This is a genomic window from Mesotoga sp. HF07.pep.5.2.highcov, from assembly GCF_003666285.1.
Taxonomy (GTDB): domain Bacteria; phylum Thermotogota; class Thermotogae; order Petrotogales; family Kosmotogaceae; genus Mesotoga; species Mesotoga prima.
In genome coordinates, this window is record NZ_JFHJ01000445.1 from 1 (window position 1) to 4,028 (window position 4,028).

Genomic DNA, 4,028 nt, shown 5'->3' on the forward strand with positions numbered 1-4,028 from the left:
GTTTTTTCAAAGATAGGCGAGCTATATGATTCACTGAAGAATAATGAAGAGGAAATCGGCTATGAAAAAATACTGGTCGGGATTTCTGTCAACCTTGCACACGACCTTGTGAGAAGTCAGAATGAACTGCTTAGGCTAAAGGCGAAATACGAAGAGGTTCTTTCAGAATACTTCCAGGGACGTGACGAGGTTGAGAAGTAGATTAAGAATTGGAGTTTTTGATTCCGGAATAGGTGGCCTCACTGTTCTTAAAAGGCTCGTGGAGACGTTACCCGAAGGAGTGAGTTTTCATTATTTTGCCGATACTGCCAGAGTTCCTTACGGCTCAAAGCCATTAGAGACGCTAAGAAGATATGTAAGAGAAATATTCGACCTCTTTGCTCAATTAAATGTCGATGCAATAGTGACGGCCTGTAACACTTCTGATTCGATACTTACGCAAAGTGATAAAGCGGAGCTCGGTGTTCCATACTTCAGCATAATTGATCCTACAGTTAGAAGAATCGGCGAGTCGGCTCCCGATAATTCAACGGTGGCCATAATCGCAACTGAAAACACGGTAAAGAAGTCTCTTTACCTCAGAAAGTTATTTCGCTATGAAAGCTTCAGTAAGATAGTTCAAAAAGCTTGCCCACTCTTCGTGCCGTTGATCGAAGAGGGTATCTGGGAAGGTGAGATTGTCGACTCGATCGTCAAGTATTATTTGAATGACTTTGCTGAGATTGAGCCAGACTTCATGATTCTCGGATGCACTCACTACCCTTTCATAAAAAACTCGATTGAGAGGTTTTTGCCTTCAAAAACCAAGGTTGTCGATCCATCCGAGTATATTGTGAGGGACGTAGCTGACTGGGCTACGATTTTGTCGCCTGAACCTTCGACGGTTGATTATTACGTAAGTGGCAACACCAGAATCTTCCAGGATATTCTAAAGAGATATCTCGGAAGATTCGAGAATGTGAAGGGTGTCGATCTGAACGTTACAGGGATAAATGTGAGAGGAAGAGTTTAGGATGAGCAAGATAGTTCTTATCGGAGGTGGGACCGGGCTCTCGACTTTCGCTCGAGTGATAAAGGATTTCGTTACTTCTCTTACTCTGATTGTGGCTGTAACAGATGACGGGGGAAGTTCCGGAATATTGAGAGAGGCTTTAGGAATGCCTCCGCCCGGTGATGTAAGAAACAATATTATCGCGCTAGCCGATGATGAAAAACTGTTGACGAAGGTGTTTTCTCACAGGTTCAGTGCCCCGGCGATGAACGGTCATTCGCTCGGAAACATAATTATCGCTGGTCTCATGGAGATGTGTGGAGGTTTTTCCGAGGCAGTTTTGACTGCTTCCAGAATGCTTAAGATCAAAGGCATTGTCCTGCCCGTGGCGGAGGATCTCGTTAGTCTCGTGGGTGAGCTTGACGATGGGACAATTGTCAAGGGAGAATCCCGAGTATCGGCAGCTGGAAAGAGGCTAAAAAAAGTCTCTCTTGACAGAGCGTGCGAAGCTCTTCCAGAGGTGAGCGACTCGTTGGTTTCGGCAGATACGATAATTATCGGTCCCGGTAGTCTCTTTACAAGCGTTGTCCCTAACTTCCTTGTTTCCGGTGTAAAGGAGGCGCTGAAGAGATCTCAAGCGAGAAAGATCTATGTCTGTAACATCATGACTCAACCGGGTGAAACGGATGATTTTTCACTGGCAAAGCACGTACAAATCGCAGAGAGTTATTGTGGGGTAGAATTCGATCTTATTTTCTGGACAGAGATCGGGGGCGTTGCATCGTCGGTTTTGAGTAGGTATGAAGAGAAAGGCTCACGTCCGGTCGAAAATGACATGATTTCGGATGGGAGGGTTAAGGTAATAACCGGAGCGACTACCGAGTTTATAGACGATGGAAGAAGACGCCCCGTACTTAGGCACTCTCGAGCCGGAATAATTTCGATTCTTCATGAATTAGGCTTGTTGGGAGAGGAAGGAATTTGAGCTATGCCGACAAACTCAAAGAAGAGTTATGTCATCTTCCGCTCGATGATCAGGCAGAATGTAGAGCCGAGTATCTTGGCTTCGTTAAATCAAGGGGAACTTTGAGATTAAGGGGGAACACCTCATTCTTGGTAATTCCTCTCACGTCAATTACAAGTTTGAAGAGGCTGTTTCAGGTTTCAAAGAGACTTTCTATTCCAATTTTTGAAACCCAGGTAATCGAAGAAGTCAGATTAGATAGAAAACGCGGCGGAGAACTGAGTTATCTCTATGGAGAAGTTGAAGAATTTCTTCGAAGGAATGGAATATCTGTCCGAGATGATTCGATTCCACGACCTGTAAGGGAGGATCCGGTCTATTTCGGAGCCTTTCTTAGAGGCCTTTATCTGGCCGGTGGATCGGTAGTCGATCCTTCGAAGGAGTATCATCTTGAGATTACTCTCGATACAACCGAAGCATTTGTGAATTCGGTAAAACAGTATGTTTCTGAGAACTTCAACATAAAAGTCGGTGTGGTGAAGGTCAGGGACAAATTCAAAGCATATGTGAAGTCCTCGATGGATATCATCGAGCTACTTTCCCTGATGGGTGGAAAGAAGACCGTCACAAGGCTTTCCAGCGCTATAGAAGTGAGAAAGATCAGGAGTGATGTTAGTAGAACCCTGAACTTCTTGACAGCAAATGCAAATAAGTCCGGACAGGCCATGGCAAAACACGTCAAGGCCATCAGAATTGTCGACAGGAAGCTAGGAATAGAAAATCTGGAAGAGGACCTTCAACAGGTTGCCATTCTACGTCTGGAGAACGAGGATCTCAATTTGAGAGAGCTCGGCGAAATCATGAATCCACCGATGAGCAAGTCAGCAGTATATAATAGGTTGAAAAAACTAATGGCGTTGGCCGAAGAGCTAGGAGATAAATAAATGAAATGTCCATTTTGTGGTGGAGATTCTACGAGAGTCCTGGATTCAAGACCAACCGATGAAAACACTTCGATTCGGAGAAGAAGAGAGTGTGAGAAATGTGGTGCTAGATTCACGACATACGAGAGATATGAAAGACTTCCCTTTTTGGTGGTGAAGAAAGACGGACGGAGAGAGAAGTTCAGCAGGGAGAAACTCTTGAATGGACTGTTAAGAGCCTGTGAGAAGAGACCAATATCTGTTGATACAGTTAATGAAATCGTTGATTCCGTTGAAAACGAAGTCGTGAAGTCCGGGAAACATGAAGTTGTTTCAAGCGAGATTGGTGAGATGGTGATGACTAAACTCAAGTCTCTGGACAGGGTTGCGTATGTTAGATTCGCATCTGTTTACAAGGAATTTAGAGATTTAGACCATTTCATGGATATAATTGAGGAACTCAGAGACGACAGAAATCGTTGAATGGAGGGGTCCAGGTCGTGAAGAAGAAAGTGATCTATCTTACGCAAGAAGGCTTCAACGGAATGAAAGAGGAACTGGAAAGCCTCAGGAAAAAGCTAATGTACGATATTGCTGAAAGGATTAAGGAAGCCAGGGAACTGGGCGATCTCAGCGAAAACAGCGAATACGATGAGGCCAAGAATGAGCAGGGAAGAATCGACAGCAGAATAAAACAGCTGGAAGAGATTCTCAACAATGCCGAGATCATTGAGGACGACGGCGACCTCAGCACTGTGAAGTTGGGTTATGTTGTGGAGTTACTGAATATAGATACGAATGAAAAATCTCAATTCAGAATCGTTAATGCTCAGGAAGCTAACATATTTGAAGGGAAGATCTCTTCCGATTCTCCTATTGGGCGCGGAGTGTTGACGCACAAAGTCAATGAGGTGGTAAGGGTGAAAACTCCTGCGGGTTGGGCGAAATACAAGATTCTTACCATCGGAAAGTGATGGGGATATCTAATGAGTGAAGAAACACGTAGACAGAGAATCGAAGAGATAAATCAGATGCGTCAGGAGGGTATTGAACCTTACCCGTATAGCTTTGATAAGACGCACTGGGCAGCTCAGATCAAGAGCGAGTTCGCCTATCTTCAAAATTCGGAAACGAAGGAAGATACAGTTCT

At 44.4% G+C, this 4,028-nt stretch carries 6 protein-coding genes; all 6 read left to right on the forward strand.

Annotation, left to right across the window (positions count from 1 at the left end):
- Positions 1-201: cell division protein ZapA (locus tag BG32_RS09325; protein WP_121526730.1), on the forward strand; the 201-nt coding region annotated here is incomplete at its 5' end.
- Positions 182-1,012: a glutamate racemase gene (gene murI / locus BG32_RS09330; RefSeq protein ID WP_259459647.1), complete on the forward strand. Its 831-nt coding sequence runs from the start codon at positions 182-184 to the stop codon at positions 1,010-1,012. The genes BG32_RS09325 and murI, both read left to right, overlap by 20 nt.
- A 1-nt stretch (position 1,013) precedes the next feature.
- A complete protein-coding gene (yvcK, locus tag BG32_RS09335; RefSeq protein WP_121526732.1) occupies positions 1,014-1,976 on the forward strand; it encodes a gluconeogenesis factor YvcK family protein in 963 nt (320 codons plus the stop codon).
- A complete protein-coding gene (whiA, locus tag BG32_RS09340; protein ID WP_006487455.1) occupies positions 1,973-2,899 on the forward strand; it encodes a DNA-binding protein WhiA in 927 nt (308 codons plus the stop codon). Before yvcK ends, whiA begins: the two co-directional genes overlap by 4 nt.
- Positions 2,900-3,361: a transcriptional regulator NrdR gene (gene nrdR / locus BG32_RS09345; RefSeq protein WP_014729955.1), complete on the forward strand. Its 462-nt coding sequence runs from the start codon at positions 2,900-2,902 to the stop codon at positions 3,359-3,361.
- A gap of 17 nt (positions 3,362-3,378) precedes the next feature.
- Positions 3,379-3,852: a transcription elongation factor GreA gene (gene greA / locus BG32_RS09350; RefSeq protein WP_014729956.1), complete on the forward strand. Its 474-nt coding sequence runs from the start codon at positions 3,379-3,381 to the stop codon at positions 3,850-3,852.
- Positions 3,853-4,028 lie beyond the last annotated feature (176 nt).